This is a genomic window from Pseudomonas sp. p106, assembly GCF_003936645.1.
Classification (GTDB): domain Bacteria; phylum Pseudomonadota; class Gammaproteobacteria; order Pseudomonadales; family Pseudomonadaceae; genus Aquipseudomonas; species Aquipseudomonas putida_E.
In genome coordinates this window covers 50,243-73,265 of record NZ_RHQR01000001.1, presented here as the reverse complement: position 1 = coordinate 73,265, position 23,023 = coordinate 50,243, and the positions used below count along the sequence as shown (strand labels likewise).

The 23,023-nt window shown below is 63.9% G+C and carries 21 protein-coding genes; 12 read left to right on the top strand and 9 right to left on the bottom strand.

Going from position 1 to position 23,023, the window contains the following annotated elements:
* Positions 1 to 10 precede the first annotated feature (10 nt).
* The 6 genes from EGJ09_RS00350 to EGJ09_RS00325 form a co-directional block, all read right to left on the bottom strand.
* Positions 11 to 1,303: an OprD family porin gene (locus EGJ09_RS00350; protein ID WP_125922881.1), complete on the bottom strand. Its 1,293-nt coding sequence runs from the start codon at positions 1,301 to 1,303 to the stop codon at positions 11 to 13.
* Positions 1,304 to 1,441: 138 nt separating this feature from the next.
* On the bottom strand, positions 1,442 to 2,755 hold the full coding sequence (locus EGJ09_RS00345) for an MFS transporter (protein ID WP_012314033.1): 1,314 nt from the start codon (positions 2,753 to 2,755) through the stop codon (positions 1,442 to 1,444).
* A 209-nt stretch (positions 2,756 to 2,964) separates the two neighbouring features.
* On the bottom strand, positions 2,965 to 3,606 hold the full coding sequence (locus EGJ09_RS00340; protein WP_046785571.1) for an N-carbamoylsarcosine amidohydrolase: 642 nt from the start codon (positions 3,604 to 3,606) through the stop codon (positions 2,965 to 2,967).
* Between the two features lie 14 nt (positions 3,607 to 3,620).
* Positions 3,621 to 4,373 (bottom strand): Asp/Glu racemase, encoded by a 753-nt coding sequence (locus EGJ09_RS00335; RefSeq protein WP_115275151.1) that lies wholly within the window; start codon positions 4,371 to 4,373, stop codon positions 3,621 to 3,623.
* Between the two features lie 13 nt (positions 4,374 to 4,386).
* Positions 4,387 to 5,193: an N-formylmaleamate deformylase gene (gene nicD / locus EGJ09_RS00330; RefSeq protein WP_125922880.1), complete on the bottom strand. Its 807-nt coding sequence runs from the start codon at positions 5,191 to 5,193 to the stop codon at positions 4,387 to 4,389.
* On the bottom strand, positions 5,190 to 6,338 hold the full coding sequence (locus EGJ09_RS00325; RefSeq protein ID WP_012314029.1) for an FAD-dependent monooxygenase: 1,149 nt from the start codon (positions 6,336 to 6,338) through the stop codon (positions 5,190 to 5,192). Before EGJ09_RS00325 ends, nicD begins: the two co-directional genes overlap by 4 nt.
* A 327-nt stretch (positions 6,339 to 6,665) precedes the next feature.
* On the opposite strand from EGJ09_RS00325, the gene EGJ09_RS00320 reads away from it, so the two are divergent.
* The 4 genes from EGJ09_RS00320 (at position 6,666) to EGJ09_RS00305 (ending at position 12,477) form a co-directional block, all read left to right on the top strand.
* Positions 6,666 to 7,718 (top strand): 2,5-dihydroxypyridine 5,6-dioxygenase, encoded by a 1,053-nt coding sequence (locus EGJ09_RS00320; protein WP_125922879.1) that lies wholly within the window; start codon positions 6,666 to 6,668, stop codon positions 7,716 to 7,718.
* Positions 7,719 to 7,786: 68 nt separating this feature from the next.
* A complete protein-coding gene (locus EGJ09_RS00315; protein ID WP_012314026.1) occupies positions 7,787 to 8,263 on the top strand; it encodes a MarR family winged helix-turn-helix transcriptional regulator in 477 nt (158 codons plus the stop codon).
* A 167-nt stretch (positions 8,264 to 8,430) separates the two neighbouring features.
* Complete coding sequence (locus EGJ09_RS00310; protein ID WP_046785575.1) at positions 8,431 to 8,898, top strand: (2Fe-2S)-binding protein; 468 nt, start codon at positions 8,431 to 8,433, stop codon at positions 8,896 to 8,898.
* 15 nt (positions 8,899 to 8,913) lie between these two features.
* Positions 8,914 to 12,477 (top strand): molybdopterin cofactor-binding domain-containing protein, encoded by a 3,564-nt coding sequence (locus EGJ09_RS00305; RefSeq protein WP_125922878.1) that lies wholly within the window; start codon positions 8,914 to 8,916, stop codon positions 12,475 to 12,477.
* A gap of 16 nt (positions 12,478 to 12,493) precedes the next feature.
* On the opposite strand, the gene EGJ09_RS00300 is transcribed toward EGJ09_RS00305, so the two are convergent.
* A complete protein-coding gene (locus EGJ09_RS00300) occupies positions 12,494 to 13,132 on the bottom strand; it encodes a TetR family transcriptional regulator (RefSeq protein ID WP_115275155.1) in 639 nt (212 codons plus the stop codon).
* Between the two features lie 307 nt (positions 13,133 to 13,439).
* Between EGJ09_RS00300 and EGJ09_RS00295 the strand changes: the two genes are divergently transcribed.
* Entirely contained in the window at positions 13,440 to 13,706 is a 267-nt protein-coding gene (locus EGJ09_RS00295; RefSeq protein ID WP_046785578.1) for a hypothetical protein, read from the top strand.
* Positions 13,707 to 13,812: 106 nt separating this feature from the next.
* Here the strand turns inward: EGJ09_RS00295 and EGJ09_RS00290 are convergent, their stop codons facing one another.
* The gene (locus tag EGJ09_RS00290; protein WP_125922877.1) at positions 13,813 to 14,064 is read right to left on the bottom strand and encodes a hypothetical protein; all 252 of its coding nucleotides are present in this window, start codon (positions 14,062 to 14,064) and stop codon (positions 13,813 to 13,815) included.
* Between the two features lie 258 nt (positions 14,065 to 14,322).
* On the opposite strand from EGJ09_RS00290, the gene EGJ09_RS00285 reads away from it, so the two are divergent.
* From EGJ09_RS00285 to EGJ09_RS00260, 6 genes are all read left to right on the top strand, one after another.
* Positions 14,323 to 15,732 (top strand): amino acid permease, encoded by a 1,410-nt coding sequence (locus EGJ09_RS00285; protein WP_046785580.1) that lies wholly within the window; start codon positions 14,323 to 14,325, stop codon positions 15,730 to 15,732.
* Between the two features lie 122 nt (positions 15,733 to 15,854).
* Positions 15,855 to 16,391 carry a 2,4'-dihydroxyacetophenone dioxygenase family protein gene (locus EGJ09_RS00280; protein WP_046785581.1) on the top strand — a complete coding sequence of 179 codons (537 nt, stop codon included), beginning with the start codon at positions 15,855 to 15,857 and terminating at the stop codon, positions 16,389 to 16,391.
* A 97-nt stretch (positions 16,392 to 16,488) separates the two neighbouring features.
* Complete coding sequence (locus tag EGJ09_RS00275; RefSeq protein ID WP_125922876.1) at positions 16,489 to 17,394, top strand: LysR family transcriptional regulator; 906 nt, start codon at positions 16,489 to 16,491, stop codon at positions 17,392 to 17,394.
* A gap of 71 nt (positions 17,395 to 17,465) precedes the next feature.
* Positions 17,466 to 18,728: an aspartate aminotransferase family protein gene (locus tag EGJ09_RS00270; RefSeq protein WP_125922875.1), complete on the top strand. Its 1,263-nt coding sequence runs from the start codon at positions 17,466 to 17,468 to the stop codon at positions 18,726 to 18,728.
* 185 nt (positions 18,729 to 18,913) lie between these two features.
* Positions 18,914 to 20,140, top strand: coding sequence for an MFS transporter (locus EGJ09_RS00265; RefSeq protein ID WP_046785584.1), 1,227 nt, complete (start codon positions 18,914 to 18,916; stop codon positions 20,138 to 20,140).
* Between the two features lie 89 nt (positions 20,141 to 20,229).
* Positions 20,230 to 21,147, top strand: coding sequence for a pyridoxal-phosphate dependent enzyme (locus tag EGJ09_RS00260; protein WP_125922874.1), 918 nt, complete (start codon positions 20,230 to 20,232; stop codon positions 21,145 to 21,147).
* A gap of 51 nt (positions 21,148 to 21,198) precedes the next feature.
* Here the strand turns inward: EGJ09_RS00260 and EGJ09_RS00255 are convergent, their stop codons facing one another.
* Complete coding sequence (locus EGJ09_RS00255) at positions 21,199 to 21,657, bottom strand: metallophosphoesterase family protein (RefSeq protein ID WP_125922873.1); 459 nt, start codon at positions 21,655 to 21,657, stop codon at positions 21,199 to 21,201.
* A gap of 236 nt (positions 21,658 to 21,893) precedes the next feature.
* Here EGJ09_RS00255 and EGJ09_RS00250 point away from each other — a divergent pair, with 236 nt between their 5' ends.
* Entirely contained in the window at positions 21,894 to 22,991 is a 1,098-nt protein-coding gene (locus EGJ09_RS00250; RefSeq protein ID WP_125922872.1) for a carboxynorspermidine decarboxylase, read from the top strand.
* The last annotated feature ends 32 nt before the right edge of the window (positions 22,992 to 23,023 follow it).

The window sequence follows — 23,023 nt, the reverse complement described above, 5'->3', positions numbered from 1 at the left end:
CAGCCCGGGGTCAGAACAGCTTTACCGTATAACTGAGAATCAACCGGTTCTCGTCAATGTCCGTGCGGTAGTTCGAGCGGGCCATCACGTTGCGAACCCGCACCCCCAGCCCGGCCAGGGGGCCGCTCTGCACCACATAGGCAAGGTCCAGATCGCGCTCCCGGTCACGCCCCTCGAAGCCCAGGCCGGTCTCCACGTCACGCCCCTTTACATAGCGCAGCGTCGAGGTCAGCCCGGGTATCCCCAGCGCAACGAAGTTGTAATCGTGACGAACCTGCCACGAGCGCTCACCGGGCGCTGCGAACTCATAGGTGGGCAGGGTATTGCCCATCGGGTTGGTGTTGGCGCCAACCTGGATGAACCCGTCGTCCCCGCCGATCTGCTGGTACCCCACATAGAAGGTATGCCCACCCGTTTTGGCCGAGAACAGGCTGAACAGTGCATGGTTGTCGTAACGGCCTGCGATCTGCCGGCCATCCTCCTGGGCATCGAAGTAGCCGGCATTCACCCCCAGGGTCCAGTCACCCAAAGGTTCGGCGTGCTTGAGGCTGTAAAAACGCTGCTGGTAGATGTCTTCCAGCTGCGCTTGCCACACGCCGACCTGGGTACGGTTGTCGTTGAACGCATAGTCCGCGCCGACATAATTGAAACGATCACTGGTGAATCGCGCCAACCGTGAAGGGTTGATCGGGTCATTGACCAGGGCATACATCTTCTGGCTGTTGGAGGAGTCGCGCAGGCTGGTGGAGCGAAACTGCCCGGCGCTCAAGGTCAACCCGGCAAACTCGCGGGACTCGAGCATGGCGCCCTGGTAGGTCGGCGGCAGCAGGCGCAGGTCGCTGAACAGCAACACCGGCAGGTTGGGCATCAATTCGCCCACCTTCAGTTCGGTGCGCGACACCTTGAATTTCACCGCCGCGCCAAGGCGGCTGTAATCGTCTGCCGACTGGCCGCTGTCAAGGCTGGGCAACAGCCCTGACCTGGCATGCGCGGGGCTGCTGTCGAGCTTGAAGCCCAGTAGCCCGGTGACGTCCATGCCAACGCCGATGGGGCCTTGGGTGTAGCCAGAGGCGGCATTGAGGATGAAGCCCTGCGCCCACTCCTGGGTGCGCGACTGAGTGCTCGCGCCTTTGATATCGGCATAATCGCGGCTGAAGAAATAATTGCGCGCTTGCAGCGTAGCACTGGCGCCCTCGATGAAACCGGCCTCTTCGGCCGTCGCTTCAGCACAGAGGGCTGCGGCGATACAGCCGCCAGCCAGGCGCGCGGTCGGGGAATGACGCTGTGGCATGTTAACGGGCATTTGAAAACGACTCCTGGATTCGGGCAACAGCTCCCCGCCGCAGTGGCCTTGAGGCCACCCGCGCGGAGTGTTTTTGGAAGGGTCTTCAAGCGGGCTGGCTGGCCCGCTTGCACTGCCGTGACGCGAAGAGTCAGGCCGTTATCGGTTGACCAGCTTGGCCGGCAAGGCGATGACCAGGAAGCAGCTGAGCAGCAAGCAGAGGGCGAACACCCACAGCGCCGCATGGGAGGTGCCAGTCAGGTCGGTGACCATCCCCATCAGCGAGTTGCTCACCAGCCCCGCGATGTTGGCCAGCGAACACGCCAGGGCGAAACCGGTCGCCGCAGCGGTGCCTTTGAGGAAGGTCGCCGGCAGGCTGAAGAACACCGGCACTGCGCCGATGATGGCTGCCGAGGCGATGGCGAACAGCAGCACGGTCATCACCAGGTTCTGGCTGAACAGGGTGCTGCTGGCCATGGCAATTGCACCGATGATGAAGGGCACGATGATGTGCCAGCGGCGTTCGCGATGACGGTCGGAACTGGCTCCGATCATCAACATGCCAAGCAATGCCGCCAGGCTCGGGATCGCCGTGAGCAGGCCGATATGGAAGGTATCGCTGACACCGGCGTCGCGGATGAAGGTGGGCATCCAGAAGCCCATGGCGTAGGCGCTCAGCAGGATCGAGAAATCGATGCCACCGAGCATCCACACTTTCAGGTTGAAGAAACCGTCGCGGAAGCTGTGCTTGCTGCCCTTGCCTTCGGCATCGTCGGCGGCAAGGTCGGCGGCCAGTTGTGCCTTGTCGTCTGCGGACAGCCACTTGGCCTGCTGGAAGTTGTTCGGCAATGCCCAGAACGTCAGGATACCGAGCAGCACACTGGGGATCGCCTCCAGCAAGAACAGCCATTGCCAGCCCTGCAGGCCATGCACCTGGTCGAAGTGGCCCATGATCCAGCCCGAGATCGGCCCGCCGATCACACTCGACAGCGGCAGCCCGATCATGAACAGCGCGATGATGCGCCCGCGCCGATAGGTCGGGTACCACATGGTCAGATAGAACAGCACCCCCGGCAGGAAGCCCGCTTCGGCCGCCCCGAGCAGAAAGCGCAGGACGTAGAACTGCGTGGTGGTGGTGACGAACATGGTGCAGGCCGAGAGCAGGCCCCAGGTGATCATGATGCGGGCGATCCACAGCTTGGCGCCGACGCGCTGCAGGACCAGGTTGCTTGGCACCTCGAAGATGATGTAGCCGACGAAGAACAGGCCCGCCCCCAAGCCATAGGCTGCGGTGCTGAACTGCAGGTCTTCGAGCATCTGTAGCTTGGCGAAGCCGACGTTGATGCGGTCCAGGTAGGCCGCAAGGTAGCAGAAGCACAGGAACGGTATGAGCCTCCAGGTGATCCTGCGGTAAAGCGCTTGAGTCGATTGGTCGATGTCGCTGTGGACCGCTGTTGCATTCGCAATTGGCATTTCCTGTCTCCTGGCGGGTGACTTTGTGGTTTTGTTTTCAGGCCAGCAGTTTTCGACGCTCCGGGCGCGCCGCGCACTATACGCGGCGTTTGAGGATGGCGTCACAAGACCCCGGGTGCTCCTGCGGGGTGGCCGCCCGCACAGCGGACGGTCATGCAACGGGCTTCCCGCGCCGTTACTTGATTGTTATGGGTGCAAGGTGTGCGGTTTCAGCTGGCCAGGCGCTGGAGTTGCGCCATGGCTTCCTGCAGGCTGACGACATCGCCGTACTTGCTGTCGATGTCGAACAGGTTTGCTTCGTGCGGCGCGGGGTGGCGATCACCGACGCACTCACGCACCACGATGGTTCGCAAGCCGTGCTGCAGCGCATCCACCGCACTGGCGCGGATGCAGCCACTGGTGGAGCAGCCGGCCAGCACCACGGTGTCGATCCCTTGTGCATGCAGCAGCGGTGCCAGGCTGGTGCCGAAGAACGCGCTGGCGTACTGCTTGGTGAGCACCGGCTCATCAGCCCGCGGCACGACGGCCTCGCAGAACGCCGCCAGCGGGTTGCCTTCGACCATGTCCTTCATTACCGGCGCCTTGCGTACCCACACGCCGCCATCGGCAAAATGCGGGGCCTGGTAGCGGATATTGGTATGGACCACCAGCGTACCGCAGTCCCGGGCCAATGCCAGCAGCACGGCAGCCTGCTCGACCGCCGTCACCACGCCGGGGGCGTAGAGCGGCGCACCGGGGGTGGTGTAGCCCTGCATGAAGTCGATCATCAGCAGGGCTGCCTTGCGCCCGAAGCCGATACGCTGACCCCATACGCCCTGGTAGTTGTCGCTGGCGCTTTGTGCGTCGCTCATGTTCGTCTCCCGATTCAGTAGGCGCCCGACAGCAAGGCGCCAGCGCCCGGAACCACCGGTTCCAGGTCCAGCGCCTTGAGCATGGCGTAGGTGGTGGCGATGGCAGCGGTGACCACCGGTTTGCCGGTTTGCGCCTCGACCTTGGCGACTGCCGGCAGCGACTGCATCTGCACGCAGGCCGAAAGCACCACCACATCGACGCCCTCAAGGTTCATGCCGGCGACGATGCCCGGCAGGTTGGCCGGGTCGTGACGGGCCACGGCGAGGTTGTCGGGGATTTCCAGCGCGCGCCAGTCCTGCACCTCGAAGCCTTCCTCACGGATGTAGTTGACCACCAGTTCGGTCAACGGCTTCATGTAGGGCGCGACGATGGCGATGCGCTTGGCCTTCATCACGTGCAGGGCCTCCACCAGCGCACCGGCACTGGTGATGACCGGCGCCAGTGCGTCGTTGTCGGCGGTGGCTTTTTGCAAACGCTTCTCTGACTGGCGGTGGTACCCCAGCCCCATGGCCATGATCGCCACCAGGCAGGCATAGCCGAGCACATCTACCTTGGCATCTGACAGCTCCACTGCACAGCGGTCGGACTCGCCGTCCATTGCCGCCAGTTCTTCCTTCTTCACCTGCTTCATGCGCATGCGGCTGGAGTGGAAGGTGAAGCGCTCCGGGCGGATCGCCTGGCGGGCCAGGAGCATCGCCGGGATCTCGGTTTCCATGGTGGTGTTCGAACTCGGCACGATCTGGCCGATACGGTAGGGCTTGGTCATGTCGCGTGCTCCTTCAGACAAGGGAGTGGCCCAGGAAATCACCGAAGGCGGCAAAGAAGCCTTCGAGGTCATCCCAGGGAATCATGTGGCCGGCGTTGTCGACGTGAGCGACCTGGATGTCCGGCTTGAGCTCACGGATCTCGGCGATGTCCTGGTGCTGGATCACCCCGCCTCGCCCCGCCACCATCAGCAATGCCGGTTGGCGCACGTGGGGCAGGTCCTGGTGGATGTCCACCTGGTGGAAATCGTTGAAGGCGCGCACGATCGCAGGCTCGTGGCAGGTGTGCAGCCACTCGGCGCGCAGCGCCAGCTGCTCGTCGGTCCAGGTTGCACAGAAGGCGCGCATGTCGTCACCGCTCATGCCACTGCAGGCCTGCCGGATAGAGTCGACGTACCACGGCAGCTTGCTCGGGTATTCGCGCCGACCCGGCCCGGATACCGGCGGGTCGACCAGCACCAGGCGCTGCAGCCCGGGCGCCCCTTGCGCGGCGGCGCGGATGGCGAAACGCGCGCCCATCGAATGGCCTACCAGGTGGTAGCTGGCCAGGCCCAGCGCCGCTGCGAACGCCGGAATGTCCGCAGCGCAGGCATCGGTGCCATAGTCCAGTGCAGGCCCGCTCGCGGACAGGCCGCGGCCGCGTACATCCAGCACATAGGTGTCGAACTGCTGCCCAAGGCGCTCGGCGACGAAGCCCCAGGTGATCGCCGGGCTGGTGATGCCCGGCACCAGGATCAGCGCAGGGCCCTTGCCGCCGTAACGCAGGTAATGCTGACGGATGCCATTGGCGTTGACGTTGCCGCCGGCGACGAAGGTGCTCATGCTGCCTCCCCGCTCTTGAGCGCCTGGCCGTAGAGGTCGTAGCCATAGACCCATGCCGGGTCTTCCTGGGTGTAGAGGAAGGTGTTGGCGTTGGAGACCGCCTGCACCCGCGAAGCGCGCTCCTTGCGGTTAGCCTCGTACAGAGCGAAGGCGGTGCGGTGGTCGGACAGCCCGGTCTCTTCCAGGCAACGGGTGAGCATCGCCGCATCCTCGATGGCCATGCACGCACCTTGCGCCATGTGCGGCTTCATCGGGTGGCAGGCATCCCCCAGCAGCACCAGGCGGCCACGGCTCCACAGCGGCAACGGGTTGCGGTTGCGCAACGGCCACTTGGTGATCGATTCGGTGGCGTCGATCAGCTTTTGCACCGTGGGGTGGTAGCCCTGGAACGCAGCACGCATTTCTTCCTGGCTGCTGTCCACGAACGGGCCCTGGAAGTCCCACGCTTCGTGCGGGACGCCGGTGACGAAGTAGTACTCGTCGCGCTTGCCGGTGGTGTAATAGACCATCATGTGGCGGTCTTCGGTCCACCATTTCACGCAGTCCTCGAACACGTCGGCATGTTGCGCCAGATGCTCACCGCGGATCAGTGCGCGGTGAGCCACCCAGCCGCTGTAGATTGGCGCTTCGACACCCAGCAGCGCTTCACGAATGCGCGAATGGATGCCGTCGGCACCGATGACGATGTCGGCCACGGTATGAGTACCGTCGGCGAAGTCCAGGCGTACCTGATCGCCGTCGTCCAGGATCTTCTCCAGGCGCTTGCCGAAGTGCACGGTGCCCGGCTTGATCGCATCGATCTGCAGGGCGTGCAGGTCGCCACGGTGAATGGTGATGTACGAGGCACCGTATTCACGACGGGCGTAATCGCCCAGCGGGATGCGCGCCAGGTAGTCACCGGTGTTGCCGTCGCGGCTGAACCAGAAATCCGGGTGCGACCCCATCAGCTCCAGCTTCTGCTCCAACCCCATGCGGCGGAATATCTTCATCACGTTAGGGCCGATGTGAATACCCGCGCCAAGGCGGGTGAACTCCGGTGCCTGCTCGTACACGTCGACTTCAAAGCCGGCCTGCTGCAACAAAGTGGCGGCGGCTGCCCCGCCCAATCCTGCACCGACGATTGCGATTTTCTGCCTGCCCCGCATAGGTATGTCCCCTCTTGTTCTGTGATGTAGTCAGCCGAACCGCCTGACGAATTAGAGTGTATACGCTGTATTTTTTTTTGGGGAAGGGGAATATTCAAAAAAATTCAAACGGGTGATCGAAATCGGCGAGTCGGCTAGATGTCACCGCATTACCTAGGCTATGTGTGGATTCGTAACGTTTCAACGCACCACTTGCGCTTGCAGGCCGGATACGCTTTCATCAACGCATATAGGGCGTACACGCTATTAATTCGCACCGAGATAAAGCGCCCCGCACCACTGCGGTGCGGCATTTCGGTTTCATCGAGGCCTGCCAGGAGAAAGCTGATGCCGGTTAGCAACGCAGAACTGACCCAGATGTTCGAACACGTACTCAAACTGTCCCGGGTGGACGAAACGCAGAGCGTCGCCGTGCTCAAGAGCCACTACTCCGACCCGCGTACGGTCAGTGCCGCGATGGAAGCGGCGCAGCGGCTCAAGGCGAAGGTCTACGCCGTGGAATTGCCCGCGTTCAACCACCCCACGGCCATGGGCAACGATATGACCGCCTACTGCGGCGACACCGCCCTGACCGGCAACCTGGCAGCCCAGCGGGCGCTGGAAGCCGCCGACCTGGTCGTCGACACCATGATGCTGCTGCACTCACCCGAGCAGGAGCAGATCCTGAAGACCGGAACGCGCATACTGCTGGCGGTCGAACCCCCGGAAGTCCTGGCGCGCATGCTGCCCAGCGAAGACGATAAGCGCCGCGTGCTGGCCGCCGAAACCCAGCTCAAGCAAGCCCGCACGATGCAGGTGCGTTCCAGGGCCGGCAGTGATTTCCACGCCCCACTGGGCCAATACCCGGCCGTTACCGAATACGGCTATGCCGACGAGCCCGGCCGCTGGGACCACTGGCCAAGCGGCTTTCTGTTCACCTGGCCGAACGAGGACAGCGCCGAAGGCACGCTGGTACTGGATGTGGGCGACATCATCCTGCCGTTCAAGAACTACTGCCGCGAGCGCATCACCCTGGAGATCGAGAAAGGCTTCATTACCGGCATCCATGGCGGCTTCGAGGCCGAGTACCTGCGCGACTACATGAAGTACTTCAACGACCCCGAGGTCTACGGCATCTCCCATATCGGCTGGGGCCTGCAGCGGCGTGCCCAGTGGACCGCCATGGGGCTGCACGACCGCAACGACGGCATGTGCATGGATGCCCGCGCGTTCTATGGCAACTTCCTGTTCTCCACCGGCCCCAACACCGAAGTCGGGGGCAAGCGCAAAACCCCCTGCCATCTGGATATTCCGCTGCGCAACTGCGATATCTACCTGGATGACCAGGCCGTGGTGCTGGCCGGTGATGTGGTCGCGCCTGAGGAGTCCAAGGCGCGATAGTGGTTATACTGGCCCGGCGCCCCGTTCCGGGGGGCCGGCCAGCCAACCCACACAGCCCAAGCCAACCCATGTCGAATAAAAACACCCCCGCTCCCGCTGCACCCGACACTGCCCCCTACGACGTGACCGAACAGGTCGGCCACCTTTTACGCAAGGCCTACCAACGGCACACCGCGATTTTCCAGCAACAGGCGTGCGACCCGCAGTTGACCTCGATCCAGTTCGTCACCCTGTGCGCCCTGCGCGACCACGGCCCCAGCTCCCAAGCCGAACTGATCAAGGCCACCGCCGTCGATCAGGCGACCATCCGCGGCATTGTCGAACGCCTCAAGGCACGCGGGCTGATCGAGCTGTCACCAGACCCGGATGACCGGCGCAAGGTCATTGTCGGGCTCACCGACAGTGGCGCAGCCTTGCTCGATGCGATGATCCCCTGCGCCCGGCAAATCAGTGAACTGAGCATGGGCTGCCTGAACGCCGCAGAGCGGGTGGCGATCCTGTTTCTGCTGCGCAAGATGATCGACGGGGACGATCAGGCGGGCTGAGCGCGCCCAATACCCCGAGCAACCCCTACGGAATCGTCCCTGGCCTGCTTCTTGCCTGAACATTTCATGTAGTGAGTACTTACCTAAACAAGCGCACCACTTGAGTGGTTTGGTAGCGCAGGTACTCGCTTTTGAACGGCATGCAAACTTCCAGAGATGAGCCAACCATGCAAATCACCCTCCCCCTGCGGGTCAACGGCCAGGATGTCGAAGTCAGCGCCATGGCCGACACGCCCTTGCTCCTGGTCCTGCGCAACGACCTGCGCCTGAACGGCCCCAAGTACGGCTGCGGCCTGGGCGAGTGCGGGGCGTGCACGGTGATCATCGACGGCGTGGCCGCACGCGCCTGCGTGATCCCGCTGTCCGGCGCCGCCAACCGCGACATTACCACCCTCGAAGGCCTGGGCAGCAAGGCCGCGCCACACCCGGTGCAACAGGCGTTCATCGATGAGCAGGCCGCCCAGTGCGGCTACTGCATGAACGGCATGATCATGACCGCCAAGGCCCTGCTCGACCGCATCCCCGACGCCAGTGACGAACAGATCCGCAACGAACTGTCAGGCAACCTGTGCCGTTGTGGCACCCATGTCGAAATCCTGCGCGCGGTGCGCCGCGCTGCCGGCCGCCAGGCCTGAGACCCGGAGCAGAACATGAACCACTCCCAACACGTTCCCACCCGCGACCAGTTGCTGGGCAAAACCGGCGTACTGTTGATCGTCGACCAGATCACGCCGCCCTCGGGCCCTGTGGCCAAGGGTGTGACACCCACGGTCAAGGCGCGTGAGCTGGCGCTGTTTCTTGCCGTAAGCGATGACGGCATGGTCTACGCCTTCAATGGCCACGTTGACCTGGGCACCGGCATCCGCACTTCGCTGGCTCAGATCGTTGCCGAAGAACTCGACCTGCGCATGGACCAGGTGCACATGGTGCTGGGTGACACCGAGCGGGCGCCGAACCAGGGCGCCACCATCGCCAGCGCGACCCTGCAGATTTCCGCCGTGCCGCTGCGCAAGGCCGCAGCAACGGCGCGGCGCTTCCTGCTGGAACAGGCCAGCCTGCGCCTGGGCTGCCCGGTGCAGGCGTTGCGCATGGATGCCGGCATGCTGATTACCGAAGATGGCCGCACCCTGAGCTTTGCCGACCTGGTCGGCGGGCAGCGCCATCAACTGCACATTGCCGACGATGCGCCGCTCAAGGCCGTCGAGGATTACCGCCTGGTCGGTCGCAGCGCGGCACGGGTGGACATCCCTGGCAAGGCGACCGGCGAACTGACCTACGTCCACGACATGCGCCTGCCCGACATGCTGCATGGCCGGGTGATCCGCCCGCCCTATGCAGGCCACGACAGCGGCGAGTTCGTCGGCAACAGCCTGCTGGCAGTGGACGAATCGTCTATTGCCCATGTGCCGGGGGTGGTCGCGGTGGTGGTCATCCGTGACTTCGTCGGTGTGGTTGCCGAGCGTGAGGAGCAGGCGATCCGCGCCGCCCACGACTTGAAGCTCAGCTGGAAGCCGCTCACCGGCAAATTGCCCGACCTCAGCGATGTCGCTCAAGCAATCCGCGACAACCCCCGTGTGCAACGCACCGTGCTGGACCAGGGCGATGTCGACGCCGGCATCGCCAACGCCAGCCAGCGCCTGAGCCGCAGCTATCTCTGGCCCTACCAGTTGCATGGCTCGATTGGCCCCTCCTGCGCGCTCGCCGACTACACCGACGGGCAGATCCGCGTCTGGTCGGGCACCCAGAACCCGCACCTGCTGCGTGCAGACCTGGCCTGGCTGCTGGACTGTGCCGAACAACGCATCGAGATCATCCGCATGGAAGCGGCCGGCTGCTATGGCCGAAACTGCGCGGACGACGTCTGCGCCGATGCAGTGCTGCTGTCGCGTGCAGTCGGCCGCCCGGTGCGGGTGCAACTGACCCGCGAGCAGGAGCATGCCTGGGAACCCAAGGGTACCGCGCAGCTGATGGAAATCGATGGCGGCCTGAATGCCGACGGCACGGTCGCCGCCTACGACTTCCAGACCAGCTACCCCTCCAACGGTGCACCCACGCTCGCCCTGCTGCTCACAGGCGCCGTGGAGCCGGTACCGGCACTGTTCGAAATGGGCGACCGCACCTCCATTCCCCCCTACGACTACGAGCACATGCGCGTCACCATCAATGACATGACGCCCCTGGTACGCGCCTCGTGGATGCGTGGTGTGTCGGCCATGCCCAACAGCTTCGCCCATGAGTCCTACATCGACGAACTGGCCTTTGCAGCAGGCGTCGATCCGGTCGAGTACCGCCTCAAGCACCTCAGCGATCCGCGCGCCATCGACCTGGTCAAAGCCACGGCCGAGCGCGCCGGCTGGCAGCCGCGCACCGAGCCCATGCAGACACCCGCCGAAGGTGATGTGTTGCGCGGACGCGGTTTCGCCTATGCACGCTACATCCACAGCAAGTTCCCGGGCTTCGGGGCTGCGTGGGCGGCCTGGGTCGCCGATGTTGCAGTAGACCGGCGCACCGGCGAGGTCGCCGTGACGCGTGTGGTCATCGGCCATGACGCCGGTATGATGGTCAACCCCGACGGGGTGCGGCACCAGATACACGGCAATGTTATTCAGTCCACCAGCCGTGTGCTCAAGGAGCAGGTGAGCTTCGAAGAATCGACGGTGGCGAGCAAGGAATGGGGCGGATACCCGATCCTGACCTTCCCCGAAGTACCGGCCATCGATGTAATGATGCTGCCGCGCCAACACGAGCCTCCGATGGGCAGCGGTGAATCAGCCTCGGTACCCAGTGCCGCAGCCATCGCCAACGCCGTGTTCGATGCCACCGGCATTCGTTTCCGCGAACTGCCGATCACGGCTGAGCGGGTGCGCGAGGCACTGAGTGGCGATAGCCAGGGCTCCGACGGGCCGGCGCCGGCACAGCCCGCGCCGAGGCGCTCGAAATGGTGGTTCGGCTCAATCGCCGGAGTGTTCGGCGCCGCGTTGGGCATGGCCGCTACCGCCCTGCCCTGGCGCGCTGAAATCGCCCCGGTGACACCACCTGCTGCTGGCAGCTGGTCGGCCTCGATGCTCGAGCGCGGGCGCCAAGTGGCTGCTGCCGGCGACTGTGCTGTCTGCCATACGGTACAAGGCGGCAAGGTCAATGTCGGCGGCCTGGCGATGGAGACTCCGTTCGGTACGCTCTACAGCACCAATATCACTCCCGATCCGGATACCGGTATCGGCCGGTGGTCGTTCGCCGCCTTCGAGCGGGCCATGCGCGAGGGCATCAGCCGCGACGGCCGGCACCTGTACCCGGCCTTCCCCTACACCTCATTTCGCAACATCACTGACGCCGACATGCAGGCCCTGTACGCCTACCTGATGTCGCAGACGCCTGTATACCAGGCGCCCTCGGCCAATCAGATGCGCTTCCCGTTCAACCAGCGCCCACTGATGGCCGGCTGGAACGCGCTGTTTCTCAAGCGCGGCGAATACCAGCCCAACCCGCAGCGCAGCGAACAATGGAACCGCGGCGCCTACCTGGTCGACGGGCTCGGCCACTGCGCGGCGTGCCACTCGCCACGCAACCTGATGGGCGCGGAGAAAAGCGGTAACAGCTACCTTGCCGGCGGCATGGTCGATGGCTGGGAAGCGCCCGCGCTCAACGCCCTGGGCAAATCATCGACACCCTGGAGCGAGAATGAGCTGTTCACCTACCTGAGCACCGGTTTTTCCGACAAGCATGGCGTGGCTGCCGGCCCCATGGGGCCGGTGGTCAGCGAACTGGCAACTTTGCCGCAAAGCGATGTACGCGCCATTGCCCATTACCTGGCCTCACTGGACGGCACGCCGCAAGCGGTCGCAGCCAAGGCGCCAGCGCAAGTCGACACCCAGGTGTCCCTGAGCAATGGCGAGCGGGTGTTCAAGGGCGCGTGCATGGCCTGCCACAGCGACGGGCTGGGGCCGAAGCTGTTCGGGGTCAGCCCGTCCATGGCTGTGAACAGCAATGTTCACAGCGACCTGCCGGACAACCTGCTGCGCGTGATACTGCACGGCATACCGGCGCCGGCGACACGTGAGCTGGGCTACATGCCAGGGTTCAAGGACAGTTTGTCGAACCGCCAGGTGGCGGACCTTGCCGCTTACCTGCGCCAGCGCTTCGCGGCCCAAAAGCCGGCCTGGGAGGGGCTGGTGGCCAAGAGCGCCCAGGTGCGCGCCAACCCCGGCAGCCATTGACCCGTGCGCTTGCCCGTCAGCAGCGCAGCCCGCGCAAGGCCAGGTCGCTGATGAACGCCAGCCAGTCGGACTTGGCCTGTTTATCGGCCAGGTCCACGGCAAGAAACGAACTGAGCGTGTAGCGGTTGGAGTTATAGAAATAGCAGAGCGAGGCAATCATCAGGTAGGTGTGCCTGATGTCGATATCCGTGCGGAACACGCCCTTGGCCTGGCCCGCCTCGACGATCGGCCGCAGTACGCCGACCGCCTCGCCGGACAGCCCCTTCAGGTTTTGCGACTGCCTGACGTGCTTGCCCTGATGGAGGTTCTCTGTGGCCAGGAGGGTGACGAATTCGGGATGGCGCACGTAGTAGTCCCAGATGAACGCCACCAGCTCGCGCAGTGCCGCCTCGGGGTCGGAAAGGTCCAGTCGCAGCTTGGCTTCAGCTTGGTTGAAGCTTGCGTAGATGTGCTCCAGCACGCTGATGAACAGCTTTTCCTTGTTGCCGAAGTAGTAGTAGATCATCCGGTCATTGGAGTTTGCCAGCGAGGAGATCTGCTCGATGCGCCCGCCAGTGAAGCCTTCCTTGCTGAAGACCTTCACCGCCGCCTGAAGAATGTTGTGCCTGGTGCGGTCCGCCTGCTGGGCGCGAACACCGGTTTTGCGAGTTTGCATGTGGAACCACTGTGGGGCTGGCCAGATGCCTAACACTGCCACAGACGTTGGGCCTTTGCGCGGCTTTTTCAGGTGCGGCGCCAACCATCGACAGCACTGCGCCTGGACGCATCATCACGATGCCGGCTGCTCGCCTACGTGCCGTGTGCGCCCGCCGCCGTTTGGCGCACGGTGCAGGCGCCCTCGTGAAAACAGGCTAAGCTCGGGTTTCCGAGGCCACACCAGTGCCCGGCACAGCATCGCAGGTCCATCGTCGCTCGGGCGATCCACACCGACGGGCCGTTAACGGCTCAAAGAGGGTGCAGCAATGGCGACAATCGAGACAACAGCGCTCGCTCAGGGGCTGCAGCAGGTGGAAAACAGCTGGCAGGCTTATCTTGCCTCGCAAAAGCACGCACAGGGGCTGACCGGCGAGCAGCTCAGCACAGCGCTCAAGGCCTGTAGCCGCGATTACATCAGGTTCCAGAACCAGAGCCAGCAGTTCTACGCTGAAGTACGCAAGCGCGTGGGGGATGCTGAAAAGCTGGAACTTGACCGGGTGCTTTACCCTCACCACTTCACCGACAAGCACTGAGACACCTGCAGACCAGTGGCTTGCTCGAGCAGGCAGGCGCTGATGCACCGGTGTAAACCCATCGGGTATACAGAGGCCCAGGGCGCCTGACCCTGGGCCGGGGCCATCACGGCTTGATTTTTTGCCAAGGCTGATAGCTGTACCGTTCAGCCTCAGAAGCCCTGGACGGGTCCGGCCGACCCGAACCTCTTTCGCCTTCCGTGCGCGCCTTCTCATCCCTATGGTCATCAGAAGCCTGTGCTTTGGAGTGCTCGTCCTGCTCACTGTCCTCGTCGTCTTCCCCGGTTGGCCAGTCTGCGTCCTCATGGGGTTTGGCACCTGGGGCATCGATATCCGTGAAGCGCTTGCCAGTGGTCATACGCACCTCTCAACGCCCAGAAGTCCTGGGCTGTTTCGAGTGTGCGCCTTCCCGTCCGGCAACAGGGTTATATCGGACCGACTGCGCGGCCCTGCCCTGCCTGCCGGGTACTGCCCTGCTCAGCTATGAACTGTGTTCACACCCGGTGTGACGCCTGGCCGGCTAATCCCACACGCCTTTGCCGCTTAAGGTGACCCTGCAAGGCCGTTGCGCAGACGGCCCACGACAACAACAAGCGAGCAACCGAGGTGCAAGCCGATGCGTGGCGATCAAGGCAATACAAACAACAAGCTGGGGACGGGCTTGAAAGGCAGGCAGGTCACGATGATCTCGATCGGCGGGGTAATTGGCGCCGGCCTGTTCGTGGGCTCCAGCAACGCCATCGTCACCGCCGGGCCGGCGGTACTGGTGGCGTACCTGATTGCCGCAGCGATCGTGGTGCTGGTCATGCAGATGCTCGGCGAGATGGCCACGGCGCGGCCAGACACCGGCTCGTTTTCCTCCTACGCCGACCAGGCCATCGGGCGCTGGGCCGGGTTTTCCATCGGCTGGCTGTACTGGTGGTTCTACGTGCTGGTGATCGCCATCGAGGCCATCGTTGCCGGCAACATCCTGGGTGACTGGCTGGGCTTGCCGCACTGGCTCACCGCCTTTGCCATGACCTTGGTACTGGTCTTGTGCAACAGCCTCAGTGTCGGTTCGTTCGGTACGCTGGAGTACTGGCTGTCGCTGTTCAAGGTGGTGTCGATCGTCAGCTTCATCGGGCTCGGCGTGCTGGCGATCCTGGGCCTGATGCCCGGCTCGTCCACCAGCGGCATCAGCAACCTGTACGCCAACGGCGGCTTCGCCCCCAACGGCAATGTGGCCATCGTCGCTGCGCTGCTGACCGCGATGTTCAGCTTCCAGGGCAGCGAGGTGGTGACCATCGCCGCCGCCGAATCACCCGACCCCAAAGCCAACATCAAAAAGGCCATCCGGGCCGTGGTGTGGCGCCTGGGCCTGTTCTACCTCGGCTCGATGTTCGTGGTGGTGTGCCTGATCCCGTGGAACGCCCCGGGCCTGGCCCAGGGCTCGTACCAGGCGGTGCTGAACGCGATGAACATCCCTTGGGCGCCGGGCATCATGAGCATCGTGGTGCTGGTGGCCGTCACCAGCTGCCTGAACTCGGCCATCTACACGGCGTCGCGCATGGTCTATTCACTGGCGCGCCGCGGCGATGCGCCCGACGCTGTTTCCCGCACCACCGCCCAGGGCGTGCCGCTACTGGCTGTGGCCCTGACCTCGGCGGCCGCACTGGCGGCGCTGGCCGCCAACTATCTGCTGCCGGCCCAGGTGTTCCAGTTCCTGCTGGCCACCAGCGGTGCACTGGCCCTGCTGATGTACCTGGTGATCGCCATCACCCAACTGTGCATGCGCCGCAAGCTGGTTGCCCTGGGCAGGCCACTGGCGGTGCGCATGTGGCTGTTCCCTTGGCTGACCCTGTTCACCATCGCCTTGATCGTCAGCGTGTTCGCCATCATGGCGGCGTTCCCCGGCCAGCGGGCCGAGTTGCTCAGCACCCTGGGGCTGACGGCCGTGCTGGTGGCCATCGGCGTCTACCTGCAAAAGCGCCAGCCGGCGCTGTCGGCCCAGCGCAGCGCCTTGCAGTTCGAGGCCTGCCAGCCGTGACCCCGCGTCACAGCAGCTGTGCCGAGCAAGCCCTTTTTCGCCCTGCAGCGCATCCCTAAGCTGCCTGCAACCCCGGCCCTGAACGGGCCGGGGATTCAAGAAACCCAACTGTGGAAGCCCTCATGAGCATTGCCCCCAAACCCGACGAACTGGCCATCCCCTATCAACTGCCGCAAGTACCGTTCATGTCCCCCGACATGGTCCACCCCGGTGTACTCGGCAAGTGGCTCGAAGACGACCAACTGTGGGTCCCGGTGACCGCTTCGGTATCGTTCAAGCCCTTGCTGCTGAGCGTCTCTGGCGGCTATTACATCAACCTGCTGCGGGTGCGCCAGAGCGGTGTGCTGTCGCGTCACCGCCACACCGGCGGCGTGCATGCACTGGTGCTCAAGGGCCGCTGGTACTACCTGGAGCACGACTGGGTCGCCGAGGAAGGCTCGTTCGCCTTCGAGCCACCAGGCGAAACGCACACCCTGTTCGTGCCGCAGGACGTCGAAGAGATGATCACCTGGTTCCACGTGCAAGGCGGTTACACCTATGTCGACCCACAAGGGGTCGCCGTGGGGTACGAGGACGTGTTCACCAAGCTTGAGGCCGCCCGCGCCCACTACAAGGCGCTCGGCCTGCCGGACGATTACATCGAGCAGTTCATTCGCTGAACGGCCACCACGCCACCCGACCCGCGTATCCCGATGCACGCGGGTTGCCACCCCGACGCGGCGCTGCCAGCATTCTGCTGATCACCGGAGGCAGAACATGGACAACTACTCACAACTGCTGGCCTTCCTCGGCGCTGCCGAACACGGCAATTTTTCTGCTGCGGCGCGTGCTTGCGGCATGACCCCGTCGGCCATCAGCAAGCTGATCTCGCGCCTGGAAGACCGCCTGCAGGTGCGCCTGTTTCAGCGTGGCACCCGCAGCCTGACGCTGACCGAGGAAGGTGCCGCCTACCTGGTCAGTGCCCGTGCAGTCAGCAATGCCATGGCCGAAGCCGACTCGCTGGCCGAGGCGTTTCCTACCCGCGTCAGCGGCACGCTGCGGGTCCACACCATGACCACCTTCGCCAAGCACCAGATCATCCCCTGGCTGCCGGAGTTCCTGGCTGCCTACCCGGGGCTGACCGTGGATATCCAGGTTGGCGCGCAGTTCAGCGACCAGTTCGACCAAGGGCTGGACGTGGCGATCCACAGTGGCGTGCTGCCCGACTCCTCGCGCATCGCCCGCAAGATCGGCCAGAGCCGTTGGATCCTCTGTGCATCGCCCGCCTACCTGGCCGCGCACGGCACACCTTCACACCCTGGGCAGCTGTTGCAGCACACCTGTTTTTCCTTTGGTTTCAGCAGCGTGTGGAACACCTGGGGGTTCGTGGTCGATGGCCAGGCCATCACCGTACCGGTGGTTCCCAAGGCCACGTTCGCCCAGGGCGACCTGCTGCGCGACCTGGCGCTGGGCGGCGCCGGCATCGTGCGCCTGGCGGAGTTTCATATTGGCCAGGACATCCAGGAGGGCCGCTTGGTCCCTCTGCTGCAGGCATACGCCCAGGACAGCGTCGAACCGCTCTACATGATCTACACCAATCGCAAACACCTCAGCCCGCGAATCCGCGTGTTCCGCGACTTTCTCGAACAGAAGCTCGCCAGCAGCCCGTGGAACACCCGCTGAGGGGACGAAATCCTGCCAGCAGAACCTGACCCGCCGTCAGCCCTGCTGCGCACCATTACACAGAGGTACTCATGCGCAATCTCGTAGGCGATGTTTCCAGCGCCGCCCGTATCCTGCCGGCACTCGACGGTCAGGCCCTGTTCATCCGCAACGGCAAAGGCCCGTACCTGTGGGATGACCAGGGCCAGCGCTACATCGATACCGCACTGGGCTTCGGCGCCGTACTGCTCGGCCATGCCGATGACAGCGTCAATGCGCAGGTGGCCCAGGCCCTGGGCGACTCCGCATCGCCCTCTTGGGCCCACGTGCGCGAACATGCTGCAGCCAGTGCGCTGGCAGCGCACACCGGCACACTCAGCCGCGTGATCTTCACCAACTCCGGCAGCGAGGCCGTGCACCTGGCCTGCCGCGCTGCCCGCGCTTACACCGGGCGCGGGCGAATCGCCAAGATGGCAGCCGGTTTCGACGGCTGGTTCGACGATGTCAGTTTCGGCAACGTCGGCTCGCCCGAAGCCGCGTTCGCTGATGGCGAGCGCCCCTCGACAGGCCGTACCACACTGCTGCGTTTCAACGACTTCGACGATGTGGAGCGGTTGTTCGCGCAGGACCAGGACATCGCTGCCGTGCTGCTGGAGCCGATGCTCGCCAATGCCGGCTGCATCATGCCGGCGCCAGGTTACCTGCAGCATGTGCAGGCCGTGGCTCATCGCCATGGCGCACTGGTGATCAGCGACGAAGTGCTGATGGGCTTTCGCCTGCATGCCGGCCTGGCCAGCTTGCAGGCAGGCCTTGACCCGGACATCGCCAGCGTCGGCAAAGCCATCGGCAACGGCGTGCCGGTATCGGCCATCGTCGGCAAACCGCACATTCTGGCGGGCTTCGAAGAGGGCAAGGTGCTGCGCGGCGGAACCTTCAGCGGCAACCCGATGGCCTGCGCAGCGGTGCTCGCCACGCTGGCAACACTGGACAGCGCCGCTTACCCACAACTGATCGAGCGTGGCGAGAAGCTGCGCCACGCCGTGCAGGCGATCTTCAAGGCCCAGGGCATCACCATCAGCACCAGTGGCTACGGCAACGTGTTCGCCATCTGGCCATGCGAACGCGCGCCCTCCGATTATGAAGAAGCCGCCGCGTTCGCCGACGCCGCGTTCAGCCAGGCGCTGCACCTGGCGCTACGTGCCGAGGGCGTGCTGGTGATGCCCTCGCCGTATGGCCGTATCTACCTGTCGTTCGAGCACAGCGATGAAGTCGTCGATCAGATAGCGCACGCGTTCGAAGCAGCAGCAGCGCGCCTGGCTCCACGTTTTGCAGGGGGTGGCGTCAACACCCGATGACGTGAGGGTGCAGCACACAAGCAATCAGAAAGGCGCCTGCATGGGCGCCTTATCAATCGCACTGATGATCACTATCGAAAGACCCGCCTGTCGGCCTGGCAGACAGGCCCCGTATACTCCTCCCCGAATTCTCCCCGCTCCACGCGCCTGCTCAAGGCGACACTCCCCTTCTGGAACCCCGCACCATGTCAAATACCAGCCCGGCCCCAAGTGGCCTCCCCGAACACAGTCAGCAAAGCGTCAAACAGCAGTGGCTGGCGATACTCTCGGTCGCCGTGGGTGCCTTCGCTTTGGTAACCAGCGAGTTTCTGCCGGTAGGCGTATTGAACGATGTCGCCAGTGACCTGGGCATCAGTGCAGGCCACGCCGGCCTGATGGTCACCCTGCCCGGCATCATGGCCGCCCTCGCCGCGCCCTTGCTGTCGGTGGGCATCGGTGCACTGGACCGGCGCTATCTGCTGATCGGCCTGACGCTGATCATGATCATTGCCAATGCGGTGGTGGCCTATGCCAGCGACTTCAACCTGCTGCTGTTCGGCCGCGTTTTGCTGGGCATCAGCATCGGCGGTTTCTGGGCTACCGCCATTGCCCTCAGCGGCCGCCTGGCACCCAAGGGGGTGGGCGTTGCCCAGGCCACCTCGATCATCATGGTCGGTGTGACCCTGGCCACTGTGCTGGGCGTGCCGGTAGGCACCTGGCTCAGTGGCCTGCTGGGCTGGCGCATGACTTTTCTGGTCACCGCCCTGGTAGGCGTACCGGTGCTGCTGGCGCAGATCCTGCTGCTGCCGCGGCTCAACCCGGACAAGGCCATCCGCATCAGTGACCTGCCGGCGTTGTTCATCAACCCACAAGCCCGGGTGGGCCTGATTGCGGTATTGCTGATCGGCCTGGCGCACTTTGCCGCGTACACCTACGTCGCGCCCTTCTTCAAACAGAATTCCGGTTTCGATGGGCCGACCATCGGTTCGCTGTTGCTGCTGTATGGCGTGGCCGGGGTGATGGGCAATATCTTTGCCGGTTTCGCCGCCAACCAAAGCGTGCGTCACACCCTGTTGCTGGTCGCGTTGATGATCGGCATCAGCACCGCCCTGTTCCCACACTTCGCCACCGGGATGACTGGCGCGGCGATGCTGATCGCGCTCTGGGGCTTCGCCTTCGGCGCCTTTCCGGCCTGTGCCAGCATCTGGATGTTTGTCGTTGCACCCAAGGATGTCGAACGCGGCATGCCACTGTTCGTCGCCATGTTCCAGGTGATCATCGCGCTGGGCTCGTTCTTCGGCGGGCAGATCGTCGACCAGTTGGGCAGCTCGGTGCTGCTGAGTCTGGCCACGGCGCTGGTGGGCTGCGGGTTCGTCACGGTGCTGGTGCTGGGGCGCAGCGTCAGCAATAGCGCTGTGGCCGAGGCTTGCTGACAGGCAGGGTGCAATCACCACGAATTCAACGACATACACCTGGCATCCCGCGTTACCATTGACCCCTACCCGAAGCATGGAGCTACGCGATGACCCTGCATATCCACACCCCTCTGATCGAATCCCGCCCGCTGTCACTGGCCGCTGGCCGCTCGATCTGGCTGAAGCTCGACGCGCTTCAGCCCTGTGGCTCGTTCAAACTGCGCGGGGTGGGCCATGCCTGCGAAGTGCACCATGCCCGGGGCGCCCGCCACTTCGTGTCCTCGTCCGGTGGCAATGCCGGCCTGGCGGTAGCCTACGCCGGGCGCCAACTGGGTGTGCCGGTCACGGTGGTAGTGCCTGAGACCACCACCGAACGCGCCAAGGAACTGTTGCACCAGGAGGGTGCCAAGGTGGTGGTGCATGGCAGCTCGTGGCAGGAGGCCAACGCGTTGGCGCAAACCCTGGTCGGGCCGGACGATGCCTTCATTCACCCCTTCGATGACCCGCTGCTGTGGGCCGGGCATGCCAGCCTGGTGGATGAAGTTGCGGCAACCGGGTACAAGCCCGATGCGGTGGTGCTGTCGGTGGGCGGCGGCGGCCTGCTCAGTGGCGTGGTCGAAGGGCTCAGGCGCAACGGCTGGAACGATGTCCCTGTGCTGGCGGTGGAAACCGACGGGGCGGCCTCGCTGCACGCGGCGGTACAGGCAGGTCACCCGGTAGAGCTGGAGCGCCTCACATCGGTGGCGACCTCGCTGGGCGCCAAGCGTGTTGCCGACCAGGCCCTGGCGTGCGTGCAGGAGCATCCGGTGCACAGTGTTCTGGTCAGTGATCGCGCGGCGCTTGAAGCCTGCGAGCGGTTTCTGGCGGACCATCGGGTGCTGGTGGAGCCTGCCTGCGGGGCGGCGTTGGCGTTGGCTTATGAGGCCGCGAAGCTGGACGGTTACCAGAATGTGCTGGTGGTCGTTTGTGGGGGGGCTACGGCCACGCTGAAACAGATTCAGGACTGGTTGAAGCAGGTCGCCTGAGGTTGCCTTCACGGCCCTGATCGCCGGCAGGCCAGCGATCAGGGCGTAGCATCAATCAAGCAATTGAATGATGCGCGGTGCCAAGTGCTCGCCCTCGATTTCAATGACCGCCACCGTCACCGGCAACTTGAACCGCCGCGGCCCGGCACTCCCGGGGTTCAGGTACAAGCGACCTTCCCGCCAGTCGACCAATGGCTTGTGCGAATGCCCTGTGATCACCACACGCACCGCCTCATCCAGTTCGGCCGGCACATCGGCAATGTCGTGCACCAGCAGTGTCTGCCACCCCTCCATGTCGAAGCGTCGTTGATCGGCCAATCGAGCTGCCCAGGGCAGCTTCAGGTCGTTGTTGCCGCGCACCACCTGTAGGGGTGCCAACGCCTGGAGTACCTCAATGATTTCAGGTTTGCCGATATCACCGGCATGCACGATCAGTTCGCAACCGGCCAGCGCATCAAGCGCCTCGGGCCGCATCAAGCCGTGGGTGTCGGAGATAACGCCAGTTTTCATTCATGGCTCCTGTGCCGGTCTGTTCTGTTACAGCTACTCATCGGATTCTCCTTCAGATGCGCAGCCGGTGATTAGGATGGTCATACTGGCCTGTTCCAATAAGCTCGCCGCAATCGGAAAAATTCCGGCCTGTCGGCAACGACCTCGACGAAATGCATATCTCGCCCTTTCGGTATGCAGCAAGTGAAGGCACAATGCGTGTCCTTTTTTTGGCCGGCCTGGCCGGGGGCCTTTAAATGATCAAGACGCCGTATTACCTCATCGATAAAACCAAGCTGCTGAGCAACATGGAGAAGATCGCCTACGTGCGCGAACACTCCGGTGCCAAGGCTCTGCTCGCCCTCAAGTGCTTCGCCACCTGGTCGGTCTTCGACCTGATGCAGCAGTACATGGACGGCACCACGTCCTCGTCGCTGTACGAGCTCAAGCTCGGCCGCCAGAAGTTCGCCGGCGAGACCCACGCCTACAGCGTGGCCTGGGCCGACGACGAGGTCGAGGAAATGCTCGAGAACTGCGACAAGATCATCTTCAACTCGATCGGCCAACTGCAGCGCTTCGCCGAGAAGTCCGAAGGCAAGGTCCGCGGCCTGCGCGTCAACCCGCAGGTCAGCAGCTCCGACTACCTGCTGGCCGACCCGGCCCGCCCGTTCAGCCGCCTCGGCGAGTGGGACCCGGAGAAGATCGAGAAGGTCATCTCGCAGATTTCCGGCTTCATGTTCCACAACAACTGCGAGAACGGTGACTTCGGCCTGTTCGACAAGATGCTGACGCACATCGAAGAGCGCTTCGGCCACCTGCTGCACAAGGTCGAGTGGGTCAGCCTGGGTGGCGGCATTCACTTCACCGGTGAAGACTATGCCGTCGATGCGTTCTGCGCGCGCCTGAAAGCCTTCGCGCAGACGTACGGCGTGCAGGTCTACCTGGAGCCGGGCGAAGCGGCCATCACCAACAGCGCCTCGCTGGAAGTGACCGTGCTCGACACCCTGTACAACGGCAAACACCTGGCCGTGGTCGACAGCTCGATCGAAGCACACCTGCTCGACCTGCTGATCTACCGGCTGAACGCCAAGATGGCCCCCAACGATGGCGAGCACACCTACATGGTCTGCGGCAAATCGTGCCTGGCCGGCGACATCTTCGGCGAGTACCAATTCGATCGTCCGCTGGCCATCGGCGATCGCCTGTCGTTCATCGACACGGCGGGTTACACCATGGTCAAGAAAAACTGGTTCAACGGTTTGAAGATGCCATCCATCGCGGTCAAGCAGCTCGACGGCAGCGTCGAAGTGGTGCGCGAGTTCGGTTTCGAAGACTACGTTTCCAGCCTGTCGTAAGACCGGCTATCAAGTAAGGAGCAAGGGATAAA